The sequence below is a fragment of the Asticcacaulis sp. genome (genome assembly GCF_035497195.1).
Lineage (GTDB): Bacteria > Pseudomonadota > Alphaproteobacteria > Caulobacterales > Caulobacteraceae > Asticcacaulis.
Genome location: NZ_DATJDZ010000014.1, coordinates 503,190 through 527,034, shown reverse-complemented (window position 1 = coordinate 527,034; position 23,845 = coordinate 503,190). Strand labels below are relative to the sequence as shown.

The following is a 23,845-nucleotide window of genomic DNA, read 5'->3' as shown; positions in this document are numbered from 1 at the left end:
TTCTCTCTACGGGAAAAGTTCTGCTCTCTTGGGACGGAGAAAACATTTTTTTGCCAAGACTGTCAACTCATTTTGTAACATTGCGTCAAAATTATTTCAGCAATATGGCCGCATTGTTTTTCATATCGAAATCATCCAACAGATTGACAGCGCTGTCAGTCGGCATTTTTTACGATTCTACTATGGATTTCAGGTGCTTGATGGCTTCGCCGCGCGGCAGGGTGACTTGCCCCGGACGCCCTTCCTTCCAGGCCTTATTGTCACTTATTTGCATCGCCAGATCACGGCCAAGGTCAAGATCTTTTATGGTAACGCTACCAGCTTTCAGCTCGTCCTCGCCCATCATGACGACCGCCGGACTGAGCCTGCGGTCGGCATATTTCATCTGCGCCTTCATGCCGGAACGGCCGAGGTAAACTTCGGCCGGCAGACCAGCGGCGCGCAGTTCGGCGGCCAGTTTGAAATATTCACCCATGTCCGATTCGGAGAAGGCGATGATAACGATGGGGCCACGCGCGGCGCTCTTCTTTCCCGTCTTTTGGCCGGCCTCGATCAGCGACAGGGCCGCCGCCAGGCGCGACACGCCGAACGAGAAGCCTGTAGCCGGGGTTTGCTGGCCGGTGAAGCGCGCCACCAGATCATCATAGCGTCCGCCGCCGCCAACGCTGCCCATCTGGACGAGATGGCCCTTTTCATCGCGGGTTTGCAGCAGCAATTCAGCTTCAAAAACCGGGCCGGTATAGTATTCGAGACCGCGCACAATGCCCGGATCGAAGATGGCGGCCTGTTCCGTGACGCCCATAGCCGAGACGGCGGCATCAATACGCGCCAGGTCTTCGAGGCCCGCCTGCCCTTCGGCCGAATTGGCCAGGACGGCCGCCAGCTTTTCCAGCACGCCCGAACGGCTATCGGCCCCGCCCGCGCTGACGAAATCGAGCACCGGCTGGATCGCGCCAGCCGGCAGTTGCGCGCCCTTGGTATAGTCGCCGCTTTCATCCTTGCGGCCGGCGCCGAGCAACAGGGCCACGCCTTCCAGACCGAAACGATCGAGCTTGTCGATGGCGCGCAGCACGCCGAGTTGCTGGCCGGAATCGCTGACGCCGAGGCTCGACAGCAGGCCGTTGAGCAGTTTGCGGTTATTGATGCGGATGCGCACCGGCACATCGAGCGCCTTGTAGCCAGCGACGGCGAGGGCGATCATTTCGGCATCGGCTTCCGGGCGGTCGGAGCCGACGATATCGGCGTCGCACTGCATGAATTCGCGCAGGCGGCCAGGGCCGGGTTTCTCATTGCGCCAGACGGGGCCGAAGGCATAGCGCCGGAAGGGCTTCGGCAGGGTTTCCCAGTTCTGCGCCACGAAGCGCGCCAGCGGCGCCGTCAGATCGTAACGCAGGGCCATCCACTGATCGTCGTCATCCTGCTGCGCGAACACGCCGACATTGGGACGGTCGGAATCGGGCAGGAACTTGCCCAGCGCATCGGCATATTCAAAAGCCGGCGTTTGCAGGGCTTCGAACCCAAAATCCTCATACACCTTGGAGACGGTCTCGATCAGCCGGCGCTCGATGGCGATCTGGCCGCTGCGTTTGTCGATAAAGCCGCGCGGACTGCGGGCTTCCGGACGGAAGGCTGCGGCGGTGTTTTCAGTGTCTTTTTCGGTGTTCTGGGTCATGCGCGCGAATTAAAGCATCCCGCCGCCGGAGACAAGCCGAAACGAAAAACCCGTTCGCCTTCAAGGGGAAATAAGGATGCGACGGTATTTTGACACTTAAGTCAAAAAATTACGGTTAACCCCTTCAAAATGCGGTAAAACCGTGTTATAAATGAGGCTCCCTTAAGGAGGGCAAAACAATGAGTAAGTCGCATACAGCCGAAAACTTTTCGCGTTTTGTCGTGGCCATGGTCGTCGTCGTCGCCCTGATCGGCGCTGTCGTATGGGCCTTCTCGACGTTTGATTCCGTCGGATGCGCTGTCGGCGTACCGTGCCACAAGAGCGGTGAACCCGTGCACGTCAGTTACTGACGAAGCTAAAGGCTTCGCCACCCATTATTGCAGGTATGTATCCGGCTCAATCCATGTGATTGAGCGGCGTGATAAGTATACCCTGAACGCGCGGCCATGAACGCCGCTCCGTGCCCTATCGGAGCGGCGCTAGTGGTGTTTAGTATCGCGGCATTAACGCTTTTTTGGCCGCCGTCCTGCATAGTGCCGGACAATTGTGTCACTTCCGGAGCGCACCGTGAACCGTCCCTTTGCTATCGCCTGTATGGCCAGTGTGTTGCTGGCTTCAGGTACGCCCGTTTTCGCCACCGCCACCCCGGATAAGAGCGCCATATCGCAGGAACCGTTTTTCGCCGGACTGGTGACGGAGGCAGTACGTTTGAAGGCGAAAACCGAAACCTTCAAGCCGACGCCGGCCCTGCTGTCACAACCCGATTTTCCGGCCTATGCCCAGGCCATCCACGCCCTTTCAGCGGGTGATCAGCAAGGCCACAAGACGCTGAAAGCCCGCGGCACCGACAATGACCTGAAATGTATCCTGACCGGCCTGTCACGCGACTTGCCGATCAAGCTCACCGCCATCCAGACAGCAAAAAACGATGCCGACATGAAAGCAGCCCTGACCAATATGTCCGAACTCCTCAGCGATAATATCGATGTCATCGTTACGCCGGCCACCGCCGATTCCGGGCTGGACTGCACCCTCGAATTCGGACCAAACGCCTGATGGCGCGCGTCGGGCTGATGTGTCTCGCCTTTGTCCTGTTATCCGGCTGCGACAAGCCGAAACCTGCCGCCCCGCCACCAGTTCAGGCGTCCCTGCCCGCGAGTCAAACCGCCTTTCTGGCTATCCCGCGCAAGGGCGAGACAGCCGACAACTTATGCGGGCAGTTCAAGACCTATGACCGGTTTGAAAACTGGCATGGCAAGGTGCAGGACCTGCGTATCTCCACCCTCGACGGCACGGCTGACCTGGAGATCAATATCGGCCCAGCGGGAGGCCCCGCTATCCGGCTGGAGGCCATCGTGCCGAAGGGCGATCCGGTTTATCCGGCGTTATTAAAGTTAGGTTTGGGGCAAGCCATCGTCGTTTCCGGGCAATTCACCCATGCCAATAATGACGCCGACTGTCTGTATTATTTCGGACCGTTCGGTGTGCACCTTTCTGGTCTCCATTAGAGTCGGCCACGTCTGCCAGGCAAACAGGCTCACGGAAAAGACACGGAATTCTTTGCGTGGTGACTACTGCGCCCGAAAGGTATTGCCGTGTCTGCGAAAACAGATGTGACATGGCGCTTCGCGCAGGTGTCGCCGCACGAACCTTCCGTGCCTTTTCCGTGATCCTCTCTACTTCCCTCGGATGACCTTCACTACATCGGCCGTTTTGAGCAACTGCGGCAGGACGACCGGCTCGGCATTATCCGGGCCGTAATAGACATAAAGCGGCACGCCTGAACGGCCGAAAAGCGTCAGGTAACGGGCAATGGCGGCATCCTGATTTGTCCAGTCACCGACCATGTAAACCGTACCGGTGTCGGCCACCGCTTTTTCAAAGTCCTTCGTTGACAGAACCAGCCGTTCATTGACCTTGCAGGTGACGCACCAGGCGGCGGTGAGATCGACAAAGACGGGTTTTCCCTGCGCGCGCAGGGCCGTCAGGTTTTCGGCGCTGAAATCGCTGTGCGGCAACAGGCCTGACGGCGCGGGCTGGACCTTTTCGGTGCGCGGCAAGGACGCCGCCAGTCCGCACAGCACAAGCCCGCCAATCAGCACCACCGGCTTGATGAATTTCGGCAGGCGGATCTTCATCACTGCCAGAATGACCAGCATCAGCGCGAAAACAAGCAGGATGACGCCGGCGAGTTGGACCTGTTGGGCGAAGACCCAGACCAGCCACAGGCAGGCGGCGTACATCAACAGCGACAAGGCATGTTTCAGCCAGTCCATCCACTTTCCCGGCCTGGGCAGGGCTTTGGCCACGGCGGGCACCAGCGTGATCAGGAAGGTCAGAACGACGAATGGCAGGGCGAAACCGATACCGAGCGACACGAAGATGGCGAAGGACACCAGTCCGCCTTGCGCCAGCGCCACGCCGATGGCTGTGGCCATGAAGGGGGCGGTACAGGGGGCGGCGACGACCACGGCCAGCACGCCGGTCAGCAGGGCGCCGAGGCGCGGGCGTTTCGCCGAGACCTGGATGCCGCCGACGGCTTGCAGAGAGGCACCGATCTCGAACACGCCGGACATATTCAGCGCCACCAGCAGCATGATCAGGCTCAAACCGGCGGTGACATAGGGCGATTGCAACTGGAAACCCCAGCCGATCGACTGGCCGAATATCCGCGCCGCCGTCAGGATCAGGGCCAGGCCGACAAATGTCAGGATGGTGCCCGCGCCGTAGAACAGCGACTCCTGCTGCGCCAGCCCCTTGTCATGGCCGGAGCGCGCCAGACTGAGCAGCTTCATGGACAACACGGGGAAGACGCATGGCATCAGGTTGAGGATCAGCCCACCGATAAAGGCGCCGAATATGGCGATCAGCACGCCGCTGGAGGTGGTTTTGGTTTGTGCCGCAGCGCCAAGGCCATGAACAGCCGGGTCGAGCGACGCACGGGTGAGTTTGATCGCGTAGGCGCCGCCATCGGCAAGTTTCAGTACGCCCGACAGGTCGCCATCGGGCAGGGCCGTGCCTGCGGCCTTGGTGCGCAGAGTGAAACCATTAGCCCCCATATCAAGCGCTTGCGGCGCCGGGGCGCTGGTCACACCGGCCTGTTCGGGGAAGAAATAGGCGCCTTGCGCGTTCACATCCGCCAGCGGGAAACCGAGTTCGATCTCGCCATTACGCAGGTCTACGGTCGCGGCGGTGCGCTTGATCGGCAGGGCCTTGCGCGCCTTTTCAATCAAGGCGCTGTTCGAACCGGCGGCGGGCGGCCCGACCTTGAGATCGAGACTGACATCGAGGCTTTCAGGGATGCAGACATCCGCGCAGACGAGGAAATCGACGTGCGCCCTGATCGGCAGGGTGTCGCCCGCCGTCAGGCGTGAAGCGTTATGCAGCGGAATCAGCAGAATGGTCTGGCCGGTAAAGCCATAGCTCATCAGCCCGAAGGTGGGCAGGGTTTCCGGCACCGGCCATTTGATATCGCCAGTCGTCACGCCATCGGGCAGGTTCCACTTGAACTTCGGCGGCAGGCCGGTGTCGCCGGGATTTACCCAATAGGTATGCCAGCCGGGCGCGGGGGTATAGTCAAGCGCTACGGTCACATCGCCATTTGGCGCTACCGCGGCGGATTCGGCGACCAGCCGGGCGGTGATATGGGGCGATTTTCCTTCGGTGGCACCGTCCTGGGCATTGGCCGGCAGGGCAAAGGCAAGCACGAAGAAACAGACAACAAACCGCAGAATTGAAGACACGCGCCACCCGATGGAATTGGTTTTGCCTATCTATACGTCGAAGACCGCATTTTGGTGACAGAAAATTTCAGGAACAGTCTTAGAAAGTAAGAACCCCCACCACCACGCCGCAAGAGCGTCGCGGTCCCCGGCACCGGCCGCCCGGCTCCCCGACAAGTCGGGGAGGTATAAGAATGAATCAGGGCTCTATAGCGGTTTCGCAATCACGATTGCCGTTCATCCGCGTCACCCAGACCGGCTCGATATAGCGGTCGCCATTGCGGAAACCGGGGGCGCAGCCTTCAGGTGTGCTGGCGCCGCTGCGGTTCTTGCCGGTCATATCGAGCGACAGGGCCACCGATTGCGAGCTGCCGCCGCGACGCCCCCAGCCACGTCCATAACCGTAGCCATTATCGTCATATCCATAACCATAGGGGTCGCCATAGCCATAGCCGTAACGGGCGTTATTACCGTAATCGGTCTGGCTGACCGCAATGCCCAGGGTGCCGTTTTCGCCAAGCGGAATGAGAGAAGAAACATAGGCGCTGCGATAGCCGCCCGTGCCAACGGTAACGCTGGCCTCACCATGCACCTGGCGCTTGCTGCTTGCGTCGGCGGCGGGCCACAGGCCGTCATCCGAGGCCTGATCGCCGCGGCTGATTTTCGGGGAATGGGCCGTCCAGGCGGCGACCTGTTCCTCAGTGGTCAGGGGTCTTGTCGCCTGCTCGGCCCTGGCCTGAACGTCGGCTTTCGCCTTGGCCTGTTCGGCGGCCGTCGGCAAAGGCGCTGGGCGCGAGGCGGCGACCACGACTTCATCAGCGACAGCCAGAGACGCAACCAGTGAACCGGCCGCCAGCGCAAGGGCAAAAACAATACGGGACGCAACCATAAGCGAAACCTCCAACCGGGCCATACTGAATCCGGTCTGCCACCAAATTATGGCCTTAATATATCACCTGCGCAGCTACATATCCAGATCGAGCTTGCGCGCCAGGCTCAACACCTCGTTACGCAGGGAGCCGTTGGAACTCGACATCAGCTTGGTGATCGCCTTGTTGGCGGCTTCGCGGTCGCATGACAGGATCATGCGCTTGACCTGCCCCAGACCGGCGGGCGGCATGGACAGGCGGTCGAAACCGAGTGCGATCAGCACGAAGGCTTCCAGCGGACGGCCGGCGATCTCGCCGCAGACCGAGACCGGCGTGCCTGAGTCCTTCGCCGCCTTCTGGATCATCGACAACGCCGTCAGGAAGGGCGGCGACAGCGGATCGTAGCGATCCGACATCTTCGGATTGGTGCGATCGGCGGCGAAAAGATACTGCATCAGGTCGTTGGTGCCGACGCTGGCGAAATCGACCAGCGGCAGCAGGGCGTCGAGGTGGAACAACAGGGAGGGGCACTCGATCATGGCCCCAACGCGCAGCAGCGCAGGCAGGGCGCGGCCGCGCCGCTTGGCCCAGGCGCATTCGATATCAACCATCTCCCGTGCCTGACGGAACTCATCGATCGAGGCCACCATCGGGAACATGATGCGCAGTTCGCGGCCGCGCGCCGCGGTGATCAGGGCGCGCAACTGCATCCGCAGAAGCGCCGGGCGGTCCAGTCCCATGCGGATGGCGCGCCATCCGAGCGCCGGGTTTTCCTCGCGCTCCATTTCCATATAGGGCAGGATCTTGTCGCCGCCGAGATCGAGCGTACGGAAGGTGACCGGGCGATCACCGGCGCCATCCATGATACGCTCGTAAAGATCGGTCTGGCGCTTGAGGCGCGGCAGGTCGTCGGACACCATGAACTGGAACTCGGTGCGGAACAGGCCGATGCCCTCGGCGCCGGTTTCGTTCATGATCTCGATATCGAATTCCAGGCCGGCGTTCATCAGAAGCGTGATGCGCTGGCCGTCGCGGGTGACGGCCTCGACATCCTTGATCTTGCTGAATTCGGCGCGCTGCGCGGCGCGTACGTCCATCCGCGTCGTCGCCGCCTCGATGATATCCGGCCGTGGCCGCAGATACGCCTCGCCGGTTTCGCCGTCGACAATGACGATATCGCCCTGGGACACCCGGTCGCGCAGGTTTTGCAGACGCCCGACGCAGGGGATTTGCAGGGCGCGCGCCACGATAGCGGCGTGGTTCGAGGCCGAGCCTTCTTCGAGCAGGATGCCCCTGAGCCGCGTCCGGTCGTATTCGAGCAGGTCGGCCGGACCGAGATCGCGGGCGACGAGGATCGAATTTTCCGGAATTTCACGGACAGTGGTGTTCTTGCCGGCCAGCACACGCAGCAGGCGGTTGGCCAGGTCTTCGAGATCGTGCAGACGTTCGCGCATATAGGCGTCGCGGGCATTGTTGAGCTTGGCGCGCTGCTCGTTACGCACGCGATCGACCGCCGCTTCCGCCGTCAGGCCGTTGCGCACGGCCTCGGTCAGGTTGCGCACCCAGCTCGTCGAGTGAGCGAACATGCGGTAGGTTTCGAGCACATCGAACGTTGGGCCGGCCAGGCCGTGCGTGCCCTCGAACATGGCGTCGATCTGTTCGCGCAGAACCACAATGGCGTCGTTCAGGCGCACCTCTTCGGCCACCGAGTCGTCGCTCAGCAGATGGTCAGACGTGACCGCCACCTCATGCAGGATGACGACGCCAAGCGCCAGGCCGTCGGCGAAGATCGAACCCTTCAGGCGCTCCGGCTTCTGCGGCGCGAGTTCGATATCCTTCAGTTCTTCGAGGCCGACCAGTTCACCGGCGGTCACGATCTCGGACAGCACCATGGCGATGATTTGCAGGTCTTCGACCTCTTCTTCCTCGTACCTGCGCGCCGCCATGTTTTGTACGACCAGCACGCCGATGGTGCGGCCACCGCGCAGCAGGGGCACGCCAAGGAAGGAACGGTAAGGGTCTTCACCAGTTTCCGGCCGATAGGAGAAGCTGGGGTGCGAGGTCGCGTCCATCAGGTTCAGCGGCACACCGGCGCGGGCGACTTCACCGACCAGGCCTTCACTGAGCCGCATCCGCGTCTTGTGCACGGCGTCGGCATTCAGGCCTTCGGTAGCGAAGAGTTCAAGTTCTTCCGATGTGCGGCGCAGATAGATCGAGCAGACCTCAGCCACCATGCTTGAGGCGATAATGCGCACCACGGTATCGAGGCGCGCCTGGGCGGACTGGCCCTCTTCCATCGTCTCGCGGATCTGGCGCAACAGGCCGCGCTGGCCGCGAACAGCCAGGAAGGGTTTCGGAATACCTTCAAACGGACCCAGTTTTACCACGCTAATTTCCCTTCCGGCCCTTCGGGCGTCGATACGCGACAGGCTCTTATTTTGAAACCCTTTTCGCGCGCTGTCTAGCGGTTGCGGCCGACGCAGCGCAAGTCACGAAGGGGTTATAATCACATTGATTTAACAGTCTGATACATTTGCCGCCGGATGATGCCGCCGCCGCGTCGATACAGCGATATTGTCAAACAGGGCATACTGGTCGGCCGGCGGCGCGAAATCAGGCGTGCCACCGCCAAAAAAGGTCTCGAAGCGGAAGCTGTCGATGGCGACATCCGCCATATCGCGCCAGCGGATATGCCGGTTCAGATAGACGCGGCGGCCATCCAGCCAGGACTCGCTGACACCATCGGCCTGGCCGGGATGGTTCACCCTGACATAGGTTTCGACATGGTGCCAGGCGCCGGTCGTCAGGCGGGCATCCCGCCACGGCGCTATATCGCCATAGATATCGGCTTGGCCCGGCCAGTAGAGATACTGGGCGGCACGGTCGCCGCGCCAGATCACCCGCGATGACCAGCCATCGCGGCCATCGGGTTTCTTGCCGCCACTGTTGCAGGCGCCGCCGCAAAGCCCCAACAGCTTCCCCTCCTTCACGAAGACGAACCCCTCCGGAAAATAGACATCGAACGCCAGGTAAAGCGCGTCATGACGTGCCAGGGCGACCGGGATAATGACGCCTTCCCCTACCCGGCCTGCGGGATAGTCGACGCGCAGGGCCTGGCCGCAGCGACCGGGCGCAGACACGATGGCGGCACGGCCTTCATCTATGCCGTCACTCCATGCCGGATAATGGAAATCCGCGTTCATTGCCGCCGGCGTGTAGGGGCCGGCTGGGGCGGTTTCAAAGTCGACCTTGAACAGGACGCCGCTCGCCACAGCCAGCGCTGCCACTACCCACGGCATCGCCTAAGCCGCCTGCAACTGTTTGACGAAGTTCTGCACTTCCTTTTGCAGGTCGTCGGCCTGTTCGCTAAGACTGCCGGAGAGGCCCATGAGTTGCGTCGAGGCGGCGCCGGTCATTTCGGCGGCGCGGCCAACGCCGAAGATATTCTCGGTGACTTGCAGAGTGCCGTCAGAAGCGCGGGCGGTGTTGCCGGCGATCTCATGCGTGGCGGCGCCCTGCTGCTCGACCGCCGAAGCGATATTGGCAGAAATATTTCGCATGTCGGTGATGGTGGCGATGATTTTCTCTATGGAGTCGACCGTTCGCTGCGTGGCCGCCTGAATTTGATCGACCCTGTCGCCGATATCCTGCGTCGCGCGCGCCGTTTGCGTCGCCAGGGTCTTGACCTCGGAGGCGACGACGGCGAACCCTTTACCGGCGTCGCCGGCGCGGGCGGCTTCGATAGTGGCGTTGAGCGCCAGCAGATTGGTTTGAGAGGCAATATCGTTGATCAGCTTGACCACAGCGCCGATGCCTGAGGCAGCTTCCGACAGGGCACGGATTTCGATCTCGGTATTGCCGATCTCGCTGGCGGCTTCGCTGGCAACCTCGGCGGCGCGGATCACCTGACCGTTGATTTCCTGAACCGAAGCGGCCATTTCCTCGGTGGCGGCGGCGACGGTCTGTACATTGCCGGCGGCATCTTCGGCGGCGCCGGTGACGACCTGCGCCTGACGGCTGGTTTCTTCGGCGGTGGCGGAGAGGCTTTGCGCGGCGTCAGACACTTCGGACGACGAGCGCACAAAGGAATCGGCGAGGTTCACCATCTTGCCCTGGAAGGTTTCGACCACCTGACGTTCGCGGTGCAGACGCGCCAGTTCGGCGGCCTTGGCGGCTTCGGCGGCCTCACGCAAGACACGGCCCTCTTCCAGTCCCTTGCGGAAGGTCTCCAGGGTGCGCGCCATGCCACCCAGTTCATCCTTGCGATCCTGTCCGGGGACGGTGATATCAAGTGCGCCTCTGTCCATTTCACTCATGGTGGCGTTCAGCGCCGACAGCGGCCGCACAATGCCTATGCGCGTCACCATCATAGCGCCCAGCATGACGATCACCAGTCCGAAACCGAGACCGGCCCAGGTGATGCCGATGGTGCGCTGGGTATCGACGCCGGCGGCGGCGGAAGCGGCGGCATTATCGGCGATGGTGTCATCGACCACCTGCGCCATGGTCTTTTCCAGTTGCGATATGGCGGGATCGCAGGTGGTTTTCATCAGGCGAAGCGCATCGGCATCATCGCCACTCTCGGCCAGGCGTCGGGTTTCGGCGCAGGTTTGGTCAATCGCCGCATTATAGCTGGCCTGAATGCCTTCGATGCGTCTGGCTTCCGAAGGCAGGGCCTTTAAGGCTTCACTGGTCTCTTTGGAGAAAGAGCTTTGCGCCTGCTTCAATTCGCTGTTGGCGGCGGCGATATCCTTGGGATCATTGAATGAGACCAGCTTGTAGAAGGCCGTCTGGACGCGCTGGATATTCTTGCTGGCGCGCTCCATATCGACTGCGGCTGTGCCCGGTCCGGAAATCACCCGGCCGTAATCAGCACTGATGGCGTGCATCCGCGAGGTGGTGAAAAAGACGGCCGCGATGACGACTAGGGACAGAAAACCGAGCAGGCTCAGGATTTTAGCCAGCATGGGCATGTTTTTGAACGACATCGCAGGCCCCACCATCTACAGGATGATGTATGATGTAACCGGACGTTGTTAATAACAATTTAACCGTAAAAACGCGAACAGCGTTATGACGGCAATACGCACAAAAAACGGCGTCTGCTTCCGCAGATCGCCGTTTTTATGCGTGCAGCCCCTGGGATCAGGCGCCGATCTTGTCGAGGCCATAGGCCGCGTGCAGGGCACGAACGGCCAACTCGGTATAGGCCTCATCGATCAGGACCGAAATCTTGATCTCCGAGGTCGAGATGACCTGGATATTGATGCCCTTTTCCGACAGCGCGCGGAACATGGTCTCGGCCACGCCGGTGTGCGAACGCATCCCGACGCCGACGATCGATATCTTTGACACGCCTTCATCAACCTTCAGGTCATCGAAACCGATCTCGGCCTTGGCCTCGTTCATGATCTCGGCGGCGCGCTGGGCATCGCGGCGGCCGACGGTGAAAAGCTGGTTGGCGTATTCGCCCGAACGTTTTTCCGACTGCACGATCATGTCGACATTGATATTGGCCGCCGCCAGTTTCGAGAAAACGGCCGCTGAAACGCCGATCTTGTTGGGCAGGCCAAGCAGGGTGATCTTGGCCTCATCACGGCTGTAGGCCACGCCGGAAACGATATGTTTTTCCACGATTTCTTCCTCGTCGCACACCAGGGTGCCTTGGTCTAGGTTTTCGCCGGGTTCGACGAAGGATGAGAGTACGCGCACCGGCATACGATAGGCCATAGCCAGCTCGACCGAACGGGTCTGGAGCACCTTGGCGCCGAGCGAGGCCATTTCTAGCATTTCCTCGAAGGAAATCTTGTCGAGGCGCTTCGCCTTGTTTTCGATGCGCGGGTCGGTGGTATAGACGCCATCGACGTCGGTATAGATGTCGCAGCGGATCGCCTGGGCGGCGATGGCCACAGCCACGGCCGAGGTATCGGAGCCGCCACGGCCAAGCGTGGTTATGCGGCCGTCATCGCTGACGCCCTGGAAGCCGGGAACCACGACAATCTGGCCAGAGTCCATCGCCTCAATGAGATTGTCGGCTTCGAAATCGGCGATCCGCGCCTTGGCGTGCAGCATGGAGGTCTTGATCGGCAGTTGCCAGCCCATCATCGAACGCGCCGGATAGCCGAGATTGCGCAGGGTCATGGCCAAAAGACCGGCCGTCACCTGTTCACCCGAAGCGACGACGACATCATATTCGTCATCGCTGTTGGCGTGAACCTCGGCAGCCTTGCCGGTCGGCTGGCCGGCGCCGTCTGTCCAGGCGACCAGTTCATTGGTCTTGCCGGCCATCGCCGAAACCACCACCGCCACCTTGTGACCGGCATCGACTTCCGCCGCCACCAGCCTTGCCGCCCTGCGGATGCGTTCGAGATCGGCCATGGAGGTGCCGCCAAACTTCATCACCAACCGCGTCATTTCGCCACTTTCTTTCTGACGGACAGGCATCTATCCTTGTCCGGACTTATTGCGCGGCCTAATTAGCGGTTAAGCCCCTGTGCCGCAAGGCCGATTCCAGTGACAAAAGATCAGAAATAGGCATTCAAAATGGCTGAAAACCTAAACAGTTTGGATTCAGGGGCGGCAAGCGGTTTCAGTATCGATCAAAGCGAGGTGTCGCGCTTTTCCTCCCTGGCCGCCAAGTGGTGGGACGTGAAGGGCGAATTCGCCCCGCTGCACAAATTCAATCCGACACGGGTGAAATTCATCCGCGAAACCTGCGTGGAGCATTTTGCGCTCGATTATCAAAAACGGGCGCCGTTTGAGGGCCTGCAACTGCTTGATGTCGGTTGCGGCGGCGGTTTGCTCTCCGAGCCGATGCGCCGGATGGGCTTTACCGTGACAGGTCTTGACGCTTCGGAGAAGAATATCGGCACGGCGAAGGCACATGCCGATCAGGGCGGCCTCGATATCCGCTATCTCAACCAGACGGTCGAGCAACTGGCTGAATCGGGTGAGGTTTTGTACGATGTCGTCCTGACGATGGAGGTCATCGAGCATGTCAGCGATCCGGAGGCCTTTCTCAAGACCTGCGCGTCGCTGGTAAAACCCGGCGGGCTGCTGTTCGTGGCGACGCTCAACCGTACCATCAAATCCTATGGGCTGGCGATTGTCGGCGCCGAATATGTGCTGCAATGGGTGCCGAAAGGCACACATGACTGGAAAAAGTTCCTGATGCCGGGCGAGATCGCCAGTTTTCTCGATGGCACCGACCTGATGCCGGAACCACCCGTCGGCGTCAGTTTTAATCCGCTAAATCAGACTTGGGCCTTGTCGGACGATACCGATGTCAACTACATGGTGGTGGCGAAATATCCGGTTACGGCCGCGTTTTAACCTGGAAAGCAAGATACCCCACCACCATTGCTTCGCAATGGTCCCCCTCCCTAACAAGTTGGGGAGGTATAAGAATGAGCGCAGTTCTTTGTTCCTCCCCGGCTATGCCGGGGAGGGGGACCGCACGACACCGCGAAGCGGTTAGATGTGGTGGTGGGGTTTCTTGCTTTTCAATCACTGAAGAACTTTCCAATGCCCCTTACTCTCGTCAAAGCCTGGACCGGTGCCCAGCAACGCCTCAAGGCCGCCTTCATCGACTCGCCGGCCATCGACGCGCGCCTGTTGCTCGAAGCGGCCACCGGCGCCACCCGCGCCGATATCCTCACCGATCCCTACCGTGAGCTGACCGAGAACGAGATCAACACCCTGGAAGAATACCTGGCGCGACGTGAGAAGCGCGTGCCGGTGGCGCGGATTCTCGGCCGCAAGGGCTTCTGGAAACTGCTGCTCAATCTCTCCGAACATGTGCTGATCCCGCGGCCGGAAACCGAGGTCATTGTCGATATGATCCTCAAGCGCTCACAGCCGGGCGACAGCTTTCAACTGGCCGATCTCGGCACCGGTTCCGGCGCCATCCTGCTGTCGGTGCTGTCGGAACGCCCGGCGGCCAAGGGCATTGGCACCGATATCAGCGAAGACGCCCTGGCCGTGGCGCGCGATAATTCGGCCAATCTCGGCCTCAGAGGCCAGACGGCTTTCCTGCGCACCTCATGGGGGTCCGGCCTGCATGATGGCACGTTCGATATCGTCGCTTCCAACCCGCCCTATATCCGTTCCGACGTAATTCCGACGCTCGAACCGGAGGTCAAGGAACACGACCCGATTCTCGCGCTGGATGGCGGCTTAAGCGGCCTGGAGGCCTATATAGAGCTGGCGCCGGAGATTTTCCGACTGCTCAAGCCGGGCGGCATGGCCTATCTCGAAATCGGTTTCGACCAGGCGATGGATGTCGAAAACCTAATGAGATCAGCGGGTTTTGATGATGTCACTACGTATCTCGACCTCTCCAACCTGCCGCGCGTGGTCACCGGCCAGAAGCCCGCCTAAAGCCAGAGTGAAAATTCCGCTTGGCAGAAAGCTTCGGAAAGGCTAGAGATAACTGTCTTCCTCACATCGCGAACAAGCCCGACTTTGAGTATAAGCGGTATCAACGCGGCAGAGGACTGTGAGAGCGCGAGGTTCTACGGGTCATAAACAAGGCTCCCGCGCCCCTTAAAGCCAGGACAATTGCAAGGTTTACGACCGCTCGACACGACGATAGCCAACGGTCCGACTTGAAATTTATGCACATATTTCGCCGCCCCAGGAATACACCGGGCGGAGCGTAAGAGAGACGAAATTACCGATGAAAGACTTCAGGGGCATGAAACGGCAACGCAGCCGTAGCAACCGCAAACCCGCTGGCAATTCGAATAATCCGAACCGCGCCTACGAATCGAACGGGCCGGAAGGCACCAAGGCGCGTGGCAATGCCCAGACCATCTACGAAAAATACCAGCAGTTGGCGCGCGACGCCAATTCCGCCGGTGACCGTGTGCTGGCTGAAAACCACCTGCAACACGCCGAACATTATTTCCGCATGATCCGCCAGATGCAACCGACGCGCCCGGTGTCGGAATTCGTGCAGCGCGATCCGTTCTCCAGCGGCTTCGACGATTACGACGAAGAACTGGACGGCGACGGCGGCGACGATGAAAACACGGTCGTCGGTCCCGAAGATCCCCAGCCGAGCTTTGATGAGCCGCGTTACGAAAACCGCGAGCGCAATGATCGCGACCGGAATAACAACGGCAATCGTCAAAACAACGACCGCAATAATCGCAACTTCAAGGATCGTGACGGGCGCGAACCTCGCGGTGAATTCCGTCCGAATGATCGCAATACCGGCGAGCGCAACAACGAGCCGCGCAGTTTCGAGCCGCGCAACAATGCGCCGCGCGACGCTGCCCCCCGTGACAACGCCCCGCGCGATTCGGAACCGCAATTCGATGAAAACGGCAATCGCCGCGAAACCCGTCGCGAACGCTATGAGCGCCGTCGCCAGCAGCGCTTCGCCGAGCAGGAGCAGAACGTGAATGCGCCGGCAGCCGAAGCCGAATATGTCGCGCCGGCCTTTATCGCCTCGACCCAGCCGCTAGGCGTGCGTCCGGCCCAGGCAGATCTCAGTTTTGATGCGCCTGCCGCCGAAGCGCCCGTTGTGAAAGAAAAGCGCGAGCGTTCGGAACGCAAGCCCCGCGCCGACACCTCAAACGACGCCGCGCAATTGCCAGCCTTCCTGCACCGCCCCACGCCGGTGGCCGCTGAGGCGCCTGCCGCCGCACCGGAAGCGGAAGCCAAGCCCAAGCGGGTCCGCAAGAAAAAAGAAGATGCCAGCGCTTCGGAAGAAGCCTGATCAAAAAAGCCTCCGGTTTATGACCGGAGGCTTTTTTTTCTTAATTCAGTTTCTTGTCGATGACCGGCGACGGCGCGGGCAAGACCGGCACTTTCGTCTCCGCATCAATCGCAGACGGCGGCGAGAACACCGGCACCGCCGCGACCGGCACACCGTCCTCGACCAGCCCGCGCACCTCGTCCGGCGTCGCCTCGCCATAGATCGGGCGATCCGGCGCCAGGCCTTCATGAATATCGCGGGCCTCGGTGGCGAAACCGCTGCCAACATAATCATGCGTGTTTTCAACATGCCGGCGCAGGCGATGCAGGGCCTCGGCCACGGCCTGCTGGGCCTCCGCTAAGGAAGTGGGCGCATCCTTGCCCTTGGTGGTGCGCACCATCGGCGACATGATCGCCTTGCTCACAGCCCTGGAGCCGCACATCGGGCATTCGACAAGGCCTTGCGCCACCTGTTCGTCAAAACCATTCGACGAGGAAAACCACGCTTCAAACTCGTGCTCGACAATACATTTCAACGCGTAACGGATCATAATACTCTGAACTCTCTGTCATGCTGCAACGAAGGCAAGGCCTGCCTGGCGCGCGTGACTTCACTAAAATCGATACTGGCCTCCAGAACGGCCGGACGGTCATGGTCCAGCCGGGCGATGACCTCGCCCCAGGGCGCAATCACCATCGAGTGGCCATAGGTGGTGCGGCCGTCTTCGTGCAGGCCGCCCTGGGCCGGGGCCAGCACGAAACAGCCGGTTTCAATGGCGCGGGCACGCAGCAGCACCTCCCAGTGCGCCTTGCCGGTCGGCACGGTAAAGGCGGCGCAGACAGCGATCATTTTCGCGCCACTTTTAGCGAGGGTGCGATAGAGATGCGAGAAGCGGACATCATAACAGATGGTCAGGCCCAGGCTTCCCCACGGGGTCTGGGCCACTACCGCGTTTTCGCCCGGCCGCATGGTGGCGCTTTCACGGTAGGCGCGACCATCGGGCGTATCGGCATCGAACAGGTGGATCTTGTCATAGCGCGCGGTGATATCGCCGCGGGCATTGATCAATAAACTACGGTTTGCGGCGCGGGCATCGATCCCGGACCTGATAATCGCCGAACCAATCAGGATTTCCACCCGCAACGACTGCGCCAGTTCGCGCACACCCCTGATGAAGACATCCTCGGCCTCGGTCGTGACCACCAACGCTTTCTGTTCCTTGCGCGCCTCCATCAGGTTGGCGCATTCCGGCAGCAGGATGAATTGCGCGCCATTGCTGGCGGCCTGCATGATCAGCGGACGAACGTGTTCCAGCGCGTCAGCCGGGTTGGCCGGCGTCCGCGTCTGGATCAGGGCGAGGTTGAGGATATCTGTCATTTAAGCAGCCAGCAGCGGATCGAGACCGCCGCGCGAGTCCAGCGCCATCAGGTCGTCGCAACCACCGACATGCGCGCCGTTGATGAAAATCTGCGGATAGGTATAGCGGCCGGAGCGCTCATTCATTTCCACGCGCAGGGCCGGATCGTGCGAGGCGACGATCTCCTTGAATACGGCGCCCTTCTTCTCAAGCAGCGCCTTGGCGCGCTCGCAGTAGGGGCAATAGGGCTTGGTGTAGATATCGATCTGGGGCATGGGACACTCGGTACAAGGGATACTTTAAAGAGAATATAGGAAAACGTGTAAGAAATTAAAGTGATGAGTGCTTCACGGCTCTTGCCAGCACGCAAACATCGACTGACGCCGCCCCCGCTTTCAATAGGGTATCGGCGCAAGCGCGTAAGGTGGCGCCGGTCGTAAACACATCATCGATCAGCACGATGCGCTTGCCGGTAATGCGTTTTTGGTCCTTCGCGCTGATCGCAAAAGCGCCGCGGACATTCTCCCAGCGCGCCTGGGCGCCCTTGCCACGCTGATGGGTCTGGCGCGTGCGTTTCAGCGCATTGCCGAGATAGGTCCGGTTCAGTCGCCGCGCCACAGGCCGGGCCAGTTCAGCCGCCTGATTGAAACGGCGATGCAGCAGACGCCAGGGATGCAGCGGCACCGGCATGACGATATCAGCCCCGGCAATCACATCAGCGCCGGCACGTTCCAGCCAGCGCGTCAACATGGGGGCAAGGTCGAGCCGGTCGCCATTCTTGAAACCCAGGATCAGTCCGCTCACCGCCTCATCATAGATGCAGGCGGCACGGGCGCGACGAAACGGGAACGGCTTGTCGCTGCATTCGCTGCAATGGGCGCCCACGCCCAGGAACAAGCCGCCTTCAAACGGCCGGGCGCACATATCGCAGCCGTCATGATCGAGAAAGCGCATCCGCGACCAGCTTGCTGCTGCCAGCCCAGCGCCCATCAGGCTCTCCGGCGGCGCGTCTTCCATGCTGTCAAAGCGGTGTGGCGGGAAGACGGTATCGAGCGCGTGGGCTAAAGAGGCGCGGATATGAGCGGCCGTCAGGTGGTCCTCGACAAAAGCCTTAACCTCGGAACGGATTTGGCCTAAACGGGACTTCAGTCGCATATAGAGTCCCCCGCCATGTCGCTTCCACCTCGTCTGTTTGATCGTAATTTGCTGGCCCACCGACTTGATCGCGCGGCCGGCGGCTTTTCGCAAGCGCATTTTCTGCGCGCACGCGCCGTGGAAGACCTGATCGAGACGCTTTCCGCCATCAACCGACCGTTCGATGTGGCGCTGGATATGGCGGCGCGCGACGGCGCTTTCGGGCGGGCCATTATGGGCACGCCGGTCGCGGATAAAGTCGGCCTGTTGATCGAGGGAGACCTTTCGGAAAAACTGTCCGCGCAGCAATCAGGCGCGGCGCGGCTGATCATGGACGAGGAGGCCCTGCCCTTCGGTGATGACAGCCTCAACCTCGTGGTCAATGGCTTAAGCCTGCATACGGTCAACGACCTGCCGGGCGTGCTGGTGCAGGTCAGGCGGGCGCTGAAGCCCGACGGCCTGTTTATCGGCTCACTGTTCGGCGGCGAAACCCTGACCGAGTTGCGCGCCTGCCTGATGGAGGCCGAGCTTGAGGTGCGGGGCGGTTATGGCCCGCGCATCGCGCCCTTCGCCGAGAGCCATGACCTGATCGACCTTTTGAAGCGTACCGGCTTCAACATGCCTGTGGTTGATTCAGACCGTGTGACCGTGACCTATGAGCACCCCTTGCGCCTGATGGCCGACCTGCGGCTGATGGGCGAGAGCAATATCCTGTTGCAGCGCCCACGCAAGGGCCTGAACCGCGCCATTCTGGAAAAGGCGTCCGCGCTCTATTTCGAGCGCCATGCCGATGCGGAAGGCCGCATTGCGGCGACCTTCGAGATCATCACGCTTTCCGGCTGGAAAGCGCACGACAGCCAGCAAAAGCCCCTGCGTCCCGGCTCGGCGAAAATGCGCCTGGCCGATGCGCTGGGCGTGAAAGAGGGCAAGCTTTAGAGTTTGCAGGCGATGCCTTTGCGAGCCGTATCGAGATAACTCCAGTAGCCCGGCTGACCACGATGGGCCGGCGCCAGTTTGACCGCGCGAGCGATATCGCAGCCACCGCCCGCCGCCAGATGACGCAGGGTGGTCGGCAAGTTCCACGGGCTGAACTGGGTCAGGCCGAGATAAAGACATAGGCCGATCAGGACCACGGTGCTGATCAGTTTAAGCCGGTCGGAAATCTCGCTTTCGTGTCGCAGGCGGCCAGACGCCGCCGTCATGCGCTGTCGTAAAAAGGCGGCTTCCTTCGCCGCTGCCTGTTGTCCGTAGCTTGGTCCATGCGTCATTGCCCGCCCCTCCAAATAACGAAGTTACGCATAAATCTCTAACAGCGGGTTTTCAAAAACTCTTAATGCTTAGATAAAATCGCATAACCAGGCGACCAGCGGGTCGTCGGCCGGCGGCATCGGGTAGTTGCGCATGTCATTCGGGCGCACCCATTTGAGCGCCGCATGTTCCTTCGCCTCCGGTTCGCCTTCCCAGCGCCGGATCAGGTAAAGCGGCATCAGCAGATGGAAGCTTTCATAGGTGTGCGAGGCGAAAACGAACGGTGCCAGGCAGGCCTGTTTGACCACAATGCCCAGTTCTTCTTCCAGTTCGCGGATCAGGGCGATTTCCGGGGTTTCGCCCGGTTCGACCTTGCCGCCGGGAAATTCCCACAGGCCGGCCAGTTGCTTGCCTTCCGGGCGCTGGGCGATCAGCACCCGGCCATCGGAATCAACGAGGGCGGCGGCAACGACAAGGATGGTTTTCATAGGAACGCTTCCGGACAAAAGGAAGCTCCTTTTGGCCTAAAAGCGACGCCGAGGCAAATCCCGCCTAATCGATACAGGTGACGAACTGGTCAGTAATATAGACGCGCGCATCGCAGATGGCGTGACGGCGTTGTTCCAACTTAGACTGAGAGTCCGGATCGGCCCGGAAATCGTCAAAGGCCTTCATATCCGGAAAATGCAGGATGTGAATTTCATCCGGATCACCGGGACGCGGCGCGGAGGGCTGCGAGGCTGAGACGATCTGGCCGCCGTAGCGGTAAATGATCGGCGCCATTTCGGCCTCATGCGCCCGCAGCGCTGAGATGCCGCCATCGCCGACATAAAGGAGCACCACGATCTGGATCAACGCGCTTCACCAGTGTGGTCGGGCCTTTTGAACGCTATAGACACGATTATGCGTAGGTCATGGACGTGAATACCGCATTAATATGGTTACTGTGCCAAGATATTAGGGTTTGGAAAGCAAGACACCCCACCACCATCCGTCTTCGCCTAAAGGCTTCGCCGGAGGGTCCCCCTCCCCATCATAGATGGGGAGGTATAAAATTGCGCAGTAGCGTAAGTGGTTAGCTTTGAGACGATTGCGTCGCAGTCGTCCAAAGATAGCCTCTTACGACCGGTAATCGCCGTTGATGCTGATATACCCATGCGTCAGGTCACAGGTATAGACATGCGCCGTGGCGCGGCCGACGCCGACATCGACGCTGACCTCCAGCTCCGCCTTCTTCATATAGGCGCTCATCGCCGCCTCGTCATAGGTGCGCGACACCGCCCCGTGTTCGGCCGCCACCAGATCGCCGAAGCGGATGGCGATGCGATCGCGGTCCACCGGCTCCTCGGTCTTGCCGACGGCCATGACGATCCGGCCCCAGTTGGCGTCCTCGCCAGCGAAGGCGGTCTTGACCAATGGGCTTTCGGCGATCGACTTGGCGATCCTGCGCGCCGAAGCCGGACTTGATGCGCCGGTGACATTGACCTTGACGAACTTGGTGGCGCCCTCTCCGTCGCGGATCAGTTGCGTGGCCAGGGCGTGCATGACCCTTTCCAGCTTGGCCTTGAAGTCGGCCAGGCGCTTGTCACCGGCGCGGGAGATCTTCGGCGCACCGGCAGCCCCCGTGGCGAACAGCAGGCAGGTGTCGTTGGTCGAGGTGTCGCCATCGACCGTCACCGAATTGAAGGTGGTGCGGGTGAACAGGGCCAGCAGAGCCTGCAACACACCGGGCGACAGGGTGGCGTCGGTGGCGATAAAGGCCAGCATGGTCGCCATGTCTGGCGCGATCATGCCGGACCCCTTGGCGATGCCGTTGATGCGCACCGTCACCCCGTCGATGATCGCCGTTTCCGTGGCGCCCTTGGGGAAGGTGTCGGTGGTCATGATGGTGGCGGCGGCCTCGGCCCAGGCATCGGCGCGCAGGTCTTTTTCGAGATCGAACAGCCGGGCGGCGATCCTGGAATCGTCAAGCACCTGCCCGATCACCCCGGTCGAGGCCAGCATGATATCGCGCTGGCGGCAATCGATGCGGCGGCTGAGCGCCGAAGCCGTGCGGCGGGCAGCGTCAGCGCCCGGCTTGCCGGTAAAGGCGTTGGCGCAGCCGGCATTGCAGATCAGGGCGCGGACATCGAGACCCTCATTGGCGTCGAGTTGCTTCTTGCACCAGTCAACCGGCGCGGAGCCGATCGTGTGGCGGGTGAAAACGCCGGCGCAGGTCGTGCCCTCGGCGAACTTCATCAGCAGCGTGTCTTTGCGGTCGTGTTTGTAGAAGCCGGACTGAGCCGTGGAAAGCTGCACACCCCCGACGGGCGGCATGACGGGAAACGGCACGGCCAGGGGCGAAACGGCCAGGCCGGGCTTGCCAGGTTTGGCCGGTTCGGCGTCAGCCGGATGCGTCAGGTTGGCGACCGCATCGGCGCCGGTCTGGACGGCGCGTTTGACGGCGCTGGTGAAGGGATCAAGCGCGCGCTCAAGACCTTCGGCGGCGCGCTGGGTAATGCGGCTGGCGGCGGGGGTCTTTAAAGTCGGCGTCTTGGTCATTGGCGCGGTTCCTTGCTTTACGGAATACGGTTCTGCCCCTTAACAGAGAGCCGGTAAGGACGCCATAGCTAAAGGCATCAGGGGCAATGCCAAAGCACAACACGAACCGTTACCGGGCGTTATGTCAATTGTGATGATGAACGTCTTTCTCGCATGTGCGAAATATGATATGACAGCGCTGTCAATAAATATGAACCGGGCACTTCGCCCGCAGGAATAAGTGTTATGAAGTCCATCGCAAGCATTCTCGTGAACCTCATTGTTAGTTGGGCCAAGGCGCACCGTCTGCCGGTCGTTGACTAAAACCTTCGCTTAAACACCCCCCTGCATTTGGAAATGAGTCCAATGAAAAAGCAAATTGAAGCCTTCCTGATGGGTCTGCTGGCCTTCGGTTTCGCACCCGGAACGGCGAAATTCTAATCAAACCGCCTGTTGTCGCCTGACAGCGGATGAACAAACCTTTTAAAAAGGCCGGATTGCGCTTTACGTCTTTTTTCCAGCCTTTTTCGCGGGTTCAGCGCTGGAAGCTGATGCGCTATCCGCCGACGCGTCATCGGCGGCCTCTGAAGCCGGAGCCGAATCCGGTTCCTGGGCGCCCGACATCTTGGACGGCTTGACCAGAAGCTCGACATTGGCCTTCTTGCGCAGCGAATTCAGCATACCGGCGACCTGATTATAGATCAGGTAGCGCATGATGATCGGGCGCTCTTCCTCAAGCGTCGGCAACTGTTCCGGCCGGCGATCCTCGACCCGCAGCAGCGCCCAGCCGCCTTCCGTCTGGACCGGGCCGACCGTATCACCGGTCTTGGCCGTCGCCAGCACCGGCTTATAGACCTGCGGCATGATGTCAGTGGTGAAATAGCCCATATCGCCGCCATTGAAGCGCGTGCCCTGGTCGATCGATTTTTCCATCGCCATCGCCTCGAACAGCGCCCCAGCCTGTAGTTGCTTCAGCGCGGCGTCGGCCTCGGCTTTTGTTTTCAACAGGATCAGGCGGGTGCGGATTTCCTCGGATTGTTTCGAGAGCTGAACCTGCTCATCGTAATGCGACTTGACCGCCTTGTCGTCGATATCGCGGTCGATGGTGTTTTCGACCAGCATATCCCCCAGAATCCGGTCGTGAGCGGCGCGCAGGCGGCGTTGGGCGATGGTCGATTTTTCCAGCCCCTTGGCCACGGCCGCCTTGGCCAACAGGCGCTGATCGACCACCTCTTCAAGCGTGCGCGAAAACAGGTCCGAGGTCACATCGAGCGGCTCACCGGGGCCGATCTGGCCCTGGGCGATCGCTTCGGCGCGGACATCGGAGGTCCAGATGGTTTCACCGTCGATCCGCGCCACCGCGACATCGCCGGCTTCCGGCGGCGCTTCATTGCTGACGGTCGGCTTGTTGCAACCGGCGACGCTTAAGGATAGCGCCAACAGGGCAGGCACATAAACAAGGCGCAGAACAGAGCGTTTAACCATGAATTTCCCCAAACCTTCCCCAAACCAGCAGAGCAAACCGGGTGCTTACCGAAGCTGGCCCTAAGCTAAGATTGACATACATCATTCCGCCGCTTAAGTCAGTGCCCGTGCTTGAAAAGCGCTATTCCGGACCTA

At 60.8% G+C, this 23,845-nt stretch carries 23 protein-coding genes; 7 read left to right on the top strand and 16 right to left on the bottom strand.

Annotated elements, in window-relative coordinates; all coding sequences use genetic code 11:
• Positions 1-169: 169 nt before the first annotated feature.
• Entirely contained in the window at positions 170-1,672 is a 1,503-nt protein-coding gene (hisS, locus tag VL130_RS06510; protein WP_325361929.1) for a histidine--tRNA ligase, read from the bottom strand.
• Positions 1,673-1,851: 179 nt separating this feature from the next.
• Between hisS and VL130_RS06505 the strand changes: the two genes are divergently transcribed.
• From VL130_RS06505 to VL130_RS06495, 3 genes are all read left to right on the top strand, one after another.
• A complete protein-coding gene (locus tag VL130_RS06505; RefSeq protein ID WP_325361928.1) occupies positions 1,852-2,022 on the top strand; it encodes a hypothetical protein in 171 nt (56 codons plus the stop codon).
• Positions 2,023-2,239: 217 nt separating this feature from the next.
• Positions 2,240-2,728: a hypothetical protein gene (locus VL130_RS06500; RefSeq protein ID WP_325361927.1), complete on the top strand. Its 489-nt coding sequence runs from the start codon at positions 2,240-2,242 to the stop codon at positions 2,726-2,728.
• A complete protein-coding gene (locus VL130_RS06495) occupies positions 2,728-3,180 on the top strand; it encodes a hypothetical protein (RefSeq protein ID WP_325361926.1) in 453 nt (150 codons plus the stop codon). The genes VL130_RS06500 and VL130_RS06495 overlap by 1 nt, the downstream gene beginning before the upstream one ends.
• A gap of 168 nt (positions 3,181-3,348) precedes the next feature.
• Here VL130_RS06495 and VL130_RS06490 read toward each other — a convergent pair whose 3' ends face one another.
• The 6 genes from VL130_RS06490 to VL130_RS06465 all read right to left on the bottom strand — a co-directional run bounded on the left by VL130_RS06490 (position 3,349) and on the right by VL130_RS06465 (position 12,677).
• On the bottom strand, positions 3,349-5,415 hold the full coding sequence (locus VL130_RS06490) for a protein-disulfide reductase DsbD family protein (protein WP_325361925.1): 2,067 nt from the start codon (positions 5,413-5,415) through the stop codon (positions 3,349-3,351).
• Between the two features lie 178 nt (positions 5,416-5,593).
• Positions 5,594-6,283 carry a hypothetical protein gene (locus tag VL130_RS06485; protein ID WP_325361924.1) on the bottom strand — a complete coding sequence of 230 codons (690 nt, stop codon included), beginning with the start codon at positions 6,281-6,283 and terminating at the stop codon, positions 5,594-5,596.
• Between the two features lie 75 nt (positions 6,284-6,358).
• Positions 6,359-8,560 (bottom strand): phosphoenolpyruvate--protein phosphotransferase, encoded by a 2,202-nt coding sequence (gene ptsP, locus VL130_RS06480; protein ID WP_325362383.1) that lies wholly within the window; start codon positions 8,558-8,560, stop codon positions 6,359-6,361.
• A 219-nt stretch (positions 8,561-8,779) separates the two neighbouring features.
• Entirely contained in the window at positions 8,780-9,562 is a 783-nt protein-coding gene (locus VL130_RS06475) for a polysaccharide lyase (RefSeq protein ID WP_325361923.1), read from the bottom strand.
• Positions 9,563-9,565: 3 nt separating this feature from the next.
• Positions 9,566-11,251, bottom strand: coding sequence for a methyl-accepting chemotaxis protein (locus VL130_RS06470; RefSeq protein ID WP_325361922.1), 1,686 nt, complete (start codon positions 11,249-11,251; stop codon positions 9,566-9,568).
• 157 nt (positions 11,252-11,408) lie between these two features.
• On the bottom strand, positions 11,409-12,677 hold the full coding sequence (locus VL130_RS06465) for an aspartate kinase (protein WP_325361921.1): 1,269 nt from the start codon (positions 12,675-12,677) through the stop codon (positions 11,409-11,411).
• 129 nt (positions 12,678-12,806) lie between these two features.
• On the opposite strand from VL130_RS06465, the gene ubiG reads away from it, so the two are divergent.
• The 3 genes from ubiG to VL130_RS06450 all read left to right on the top strand — a co-directional run bounded on the left by ubiG (position 12,807) and on the right by VL130_RS06450 (position 15,987).
• Positions 12,807-13,595 (top strand): bifunctional 2-polyprenyl-6-hydroxyphenol methylase/3-demethylubiquinol 3-O-methyltransferase UbiG, encoded by a 789-nt coding sequence (gene ubiG / locus VL130_RS06460; RefSeq protein WP_325361920.1) that lies wholly within the window; start codon positions 12,807-12,809, stop codon positions 13,593-13,595.
• Positions 13,596-13,787: 192 nt separating this feature from the next.
• A complete protein-coding gene (gene prmC / locus VL130_RS06455) occupies positions 13,788-14,642 on the top strand; it encodes a peptide chain release factor N(5)-glutamine methyltransferase (protein ID WP_325361919.1) in 855 nt (284 codons plus the stop codon).
• 316 nt (positions 14,643-14,958) lie between these two features.
• Positions 14,959-15,987 carry a DUF4167 domain-containing protein gene (locus tag VL130_RS06450; RefSeq protein WP_325361918.1) on the top strand — a complete coding sequence of 343 codons (1,029 nt, stop codon included), beginning with the start codon at positions 14,959-14,961 and terminating at the stop codon, positions 15,985-15,987.
• Positions 15,988-16,027: 40 nt separating this feature from the next.
• On the opposite strand, the gene VL130_RS06445 is transcribed toward VL130_RS06450, so the two are convergent.
• Genes VL130_RS06445 through VL130_RS06430 form a run of 4 tightly spaced genes read right to left on the bottom strand, consistent with a single transcriptional unit; the run spans position 16,028 to position 18,478 of the window.
• Positions 16,028-16,516, bottom strand: a complete 489-nt coding sequence (locus VL130_RS06445) for a DUF1178 family protein (protein ID WP_325361917.1) — start codon at positions 16,514-16,516, stop codon at positions 16,028-16,030.
• Positions 16,513-17,343 carry a carbon-nitrogen hydrolase family protein gene (locus VL130_RS06440; protein WP_325361916.1) on the bottom strand — a complete coding sequence of 277 codons (831 nt, stop codon included), beginning with the start codon at positions 17,341-17,343 and terminating at the stop codon, positions 16,513-16,515. Before VL130_RS06440 ends, VL130_RS06445 begins: the two co-directional genes overlap by 4 nt.
• Complete coding sequence (gene grxC, locus VL130_RS06435) at positions 17,344-17,598, bottom strand: glutaredoxin 3 (protein ID WP_325361915.1); 255 nt, start codon at positions 17,596-17,598, stop codon at positions 17,344-17,346.
• A gap of 55 nt (positions 17,599-17,653) precedes the next feature.
• Positions 17,654-18,478, bottom strand: coding sequence for a ComF family protein (locus tag VL130_RS06430; RefSeq protein WP_325361914.1), 825 nt, complete (start codon positions 18,476-18,478; stop codon positions 17,654-17,656).
• Between the two features lie 15 nt (positions 18,479-18,493).
• Here VL130_RS06430 and VL130_RS06425 point away from each other — a divergent pair, with 15 nt between their 5' ends.
• Positions 18,494-19,393 (top strand): methyltransferase domain-containing protein, encoded by a 900-nt coding sequence (locus VL130_RS06425; RefSeq protein ID WP_325361913.1) that lies wholly within the window; start codon positions 18,494-18,496, stop codon positions 19,391-19,393.
• On the opposite strand, the gene VL130_RS06420 is transcribed toward VL130_RS06425, so the two are convergent.
• The 5 genes from VL130_RS06420 to VL130_RS06400 all read right to left on the bottom strand — a co-directional run bounded on the left by VL130_RS06420 (position 19,390) and on the right by VL130_RS06400 (position 23,710).
• Positions 19,390-19,725 carry an excalibur calcium-binding domain-containing protein gene (locus VL130_RS06420; RefSeq protein ID WP_325361912.1) on the bottom strand — a complete coding sequence of 112 codons (336 nt, stop codon included), beginning with the start codon at positions 19,723-19,725 and terminating at the stop codon, positions 19,390-19,392. The two genes, VL130_RS06425 and VL130_RS06420, sit on opposite strands and share 4 nt — an antisense overlap.
• A 69-nt stretch (positions 19,726-19,794) precedes the next feature.
• Positions 19,795-20,193: an 8-oxo-dGTP diphosphatase MutT gene (gene mutT / locus VL130_RS06415; protein WP_325361911.1), complete on the bottom strand. Its 399-nt coding sequence runs from the start codon at positions 20,191-20,193 to the stop codon at positions 19,795-19,797.
• 64 nt (positions 20,194-20,257) lie between these two features.
• Positions 20,258-20,560, bottom strand: coding sequence for a DUF1330 domain-containing protein (locus VL130_RS06410; RefSeq protein WP_325361910.1), 303 nt, complete (start codon positions 20,558-20,560; stop codon positions 20,258-20,260).
• A gap of 264 nt (positions 20,561-20,824) precedes the next feature.
• On the bottom strand, positions 20,825-22,246 hold the full coding sequence (gene argJ / locus VL130_RS06405; protein WP_325361909.1) for a bifunctional glutamate N-acetyltransferase/amino-acid acetyltransferase ArgJ: 1,422 nt from the start codon (positions 22,244-22,246) through the stop codon (positions 20,825-20,827).
• 483 nt (positions 22,247-22,729) lie between these two features.
• The gene (locus VL130_RS06400; protein WP_325361908.1) at positions 22,730-23,710 is read right to left on the bottom strand and encodes a peptidylprolyl isomerase; all 981 of its coding nucleotides are present in this window, start codon (positions 23,708-23,710) and stop codon (positions 22,730-22,732) included.
• Positions 23,711-23,845 lie beyond the last annotated feature (135 nt).